2 protein-coding genes are annotated in these 3,110 nt (G+C 44.3%); both read left to right on the top strand.

Annotated elements, in window-relative coordinates; all coding sequences use genetic code 11:
• Nucleotides 1–389: 389 nt before the first annotated feature.
• Nucleotides 390–2,402, top strand: a complete 2,013-nt coding sequence (locus tag QUB70_RS32140; protein ID WP_332985853.1) for a heavy metal translocating P-type ATPase — start codon at nucleotides 390–392, stop codon at nucleotides 2,400–2,402.
• 197 nt (nucleotides 2,403–2,599) lie between these two features.
• Nucleotides 2,600–3,058, top strand: a complete 459-nt coding sequence (locus QUB70_RS32135; protein WP_332985852.1) for an Nramp family divalent metal transporter — start codon at nucleotides 2,600–2,602, stop codon at nucleotides 3,056–3,058.
• Nucleotides 3,059–3,110: the final 52 nt, after the last annotated feature.

The raw sequence follows: 3,110 nt of genomic DNA, 5'->3' as shown, positions 1-3,110 counted from the left end.
CTTTCTATATACGTCTCAAGAGGGCTAAAGCCCAACTACGTACCTATTTCTAGGATGACAATTAATCCACCCTGCTTATTAAGGGGGGCTAGGGGGGATCGGATTCTATGCAGCCTCATAAAAAATTGGTATAAGCGGACATATATATTGTGTGTTATTGCGAACCCTGCGGAGCTTTCTCAAGTATGAGCGATCGCTTTCCTCACGATCGCCGATAATTGAGAATAGTTATTATTTTAATTAGTTCTCACAGTCACTACCAATTTAAGAATATTCTTCTAAAAAATAGCTATATTTTGAGTTCAAAATCTAGTATATTGTCTTTTTAACCTATATAATATGAACGTCTATTCATACTATCAGGCGTCAGCCCAAACCCAGCAAACACCATGCAAAAAGCCAAATCCAGCGATTCCGGCTGCTGTAGTTGCAGTCATGAGGACGACCACCACGAACACAGCCATGAGAATCACAACCACAACGACCACGGCCACGGCCACGACCACGACCACGGCCACGACCACGGGAACGGAGATTTTAACCTCAAGCAAGAATTGATTCCTGTGATATTGGTTGTTGTACTATTTATCGGCGGTTTAATATTTGAAGAAAAACTGCACAACACGCCCTATTCTGTAGGTGAATATCTGGTTTTCATCCCAGCCTATCTTTTAAGCGGCTGGAATGTTTTAACCAGTGCGGGTCGCAATATTCTGCGAGGTCGATTTTTTGATGAAAATTTCTTAATGACTGTAGCAACACTCGGCGCTGTCGCTATTCACAAACTCCCTGAAGCAGTCGGGGTGATGTTGTTTTTCAAAATCGGAGAACTTTTTCAAGAATTTGCCGTAGGGCGATCGCGTCAATCGATCAAATCGCTTTTAGAAATTCGCCCAGATTATGCCAACCTCAAGGACAACGGCGACATCAAAAAAGTTTCGCCAGAAACCGTAGCTGTCGGCGATATCATCCTTGTCAAACCCGGAGAAAAGATTCCCTTAGACGGTGAAATTATCGACGGCAATTCTCAGATTGACACGTCTGCACTAACTGGAGAATCAGTACCTCGAACCGTGAAAGTTGGAGAAACAGTTTTAGCGGGAACAATTAACCAGACAGGAGTTCTCACCGTCAAAGTTACCAAAGTCTTCGGCGAATCTTCAATCTCCCGAATTCTGGAATTAGTAGAAAATGCCAGAAGCAAAAAAGCTGAAACTGAGAAATTTATCACCAAATTTGCCAGTTACTACACGCCGTTTGTAGTATTTGCATCGCTAGCAGTGGCTTTAATTCCGCCTTTGTTCATTTCAGAAGCAACTAATGCCGATCGCTTTTTATGGGTTTACCGCGCCCTAGTCTTGTTAGTTATTTCCTGCCCTTGCGGATTGGTGATTAGCATTCCGCTGGGATACTTTGGGGGAATTGGCGGTGCAGCCAAGCGCGGTATTTTGGTTAAAGGCTCGACTTTTTTAGATACCCTGACAGCAGTTAAGACCGTTGTTTTGGACAAAACAGGAACCTTGACAAAAGGAGTTTTTAAAGTAGCACAAATTGTGCCTCAGAATGGTTTTTCACAATCTGAGTTAATGGCAATAGCGGCTAAAGTAGAATCTCAATCCAATCACCCAGTCGCGAAATCTATTCTGGAAGCTTACGGCCCAAAAATAGATTCATCGGATGTGAAAGATTACGAAGAAATAGCGGGACACGGCATCCGAGCAAAATTAAATAATCAAATTGTGCTTGCGGGAAATGACCGTTTGCTGCACCGAGAAAACATTGCTCACGATGTCTGCAATGCTGAAGGTACGATCGTGCATTTAGCAGTAGACAACCGCTACGCTGGCTACATTTTAATTGCTGACGAGCTTAAGGAAGACGCAGTACAGGCTATTCGCGACCTCAAGAAACTGGGTGTTGAGCGAATCGTGATGCTCACAGGAGATAATCAAGCTGTAGCCGATAGTGTTGCGAAAAAGCTCGGTTTAGATTCCTATTTAGCCGAGTTATTACCCGAAGGAAAAGTCGAGGCGATCGAAAAACTGATCGGTCAATCTAAAAAAGGCGATAAAATAGTCTTTGTCGGGGACGGAATTAATGATGCACCAGTGCTTGCTAGAGCTGATGTGGGCATAGCGATGGGGGGTTTGGGTTCCGATGCGGCGATCGAAACTGCGGATGTTGTAATTATGTCAGATGCACCGTCCAAGGTGGCCCAAGCCATTCAAATTGCCCGAAAAACTCACAATATTGTCTGGCAAAATATCATTTTTGCGCTGTCAGTCAAAGCGATATTTATTGCTTTGGGTGCTTTTGGTTTAGCGACAATGTGGGAAGCAGTTTTTGCTGATGTTGGGGTGGCGCTAGCCGCTATTTTCAATGCGACTAGAGTTTTGAAATAGAGTATTCGCAGACAAACGTGATTTTTGGCGATCGACCTCATCATAGTCGATCGCGCGCACCTCGGTTCGACCTCAAAAATATACACACCTTAAAATATACGGTGACTCCGCCGGATTTTGAGCCATCCGACTGATGAAATTCCGCTACCTTTGTGAGATTATGAAAAGAATATGAAAAAGATTAAACCGTAAAACAAATGACTCACTCGGAGAACAAACCCAGCCTTCCAGAAGTCCACCGCAGCATCCCCGTTCCCAACAGCAAAGGTTTCTGGCGTACGATGCTGGCTTACGCAGGGCCTGGATATTTGGTTTCAGTGGGTTACATGGACCCGGGAAACTGGGCGACTGACTTGGCGGGGGGAGCAAAGTTTGGCTATGCGCTATTAAGTGTGATTTTGCTATCTAATTTGATGGCAATTTTGCTGCAATCACTCTGCGTGCGTTTGGGAGTGGCAACGGGACGAGATTTGGCACAAGCTTGTCGAGATTATTTCAGTCCGCGAGTCAGTTTTTTGCTGTGGATACTTTGTGAAATTGCTATTTCTGCTTGCGATTTAGCTGAACTGGTTGGAAGTGCGATCGGACTGCAATTGCTATTTGGCATTCCCTTAGTTTGGGGAGTGTGCATCGGGAGCATCCCACTTTTTGACTAAGCAGAAATACTTAGCTTGATGTCGTTATTTAAATACGCACATCTCAGCCTTA

Source organism: Microcoleus sp. A003_D6 (assembly GCF_036702825.1).
Taxonomy (GTDB): domain Bacteria; phylum Cyanobacteriota; class Cyanobacteriia; order Cyanobacteriales; family Microcoleaceae; genus Microcoleus.
This window is presented reverse-complemented; position numbering and strand designations above follow the sequence as displayed.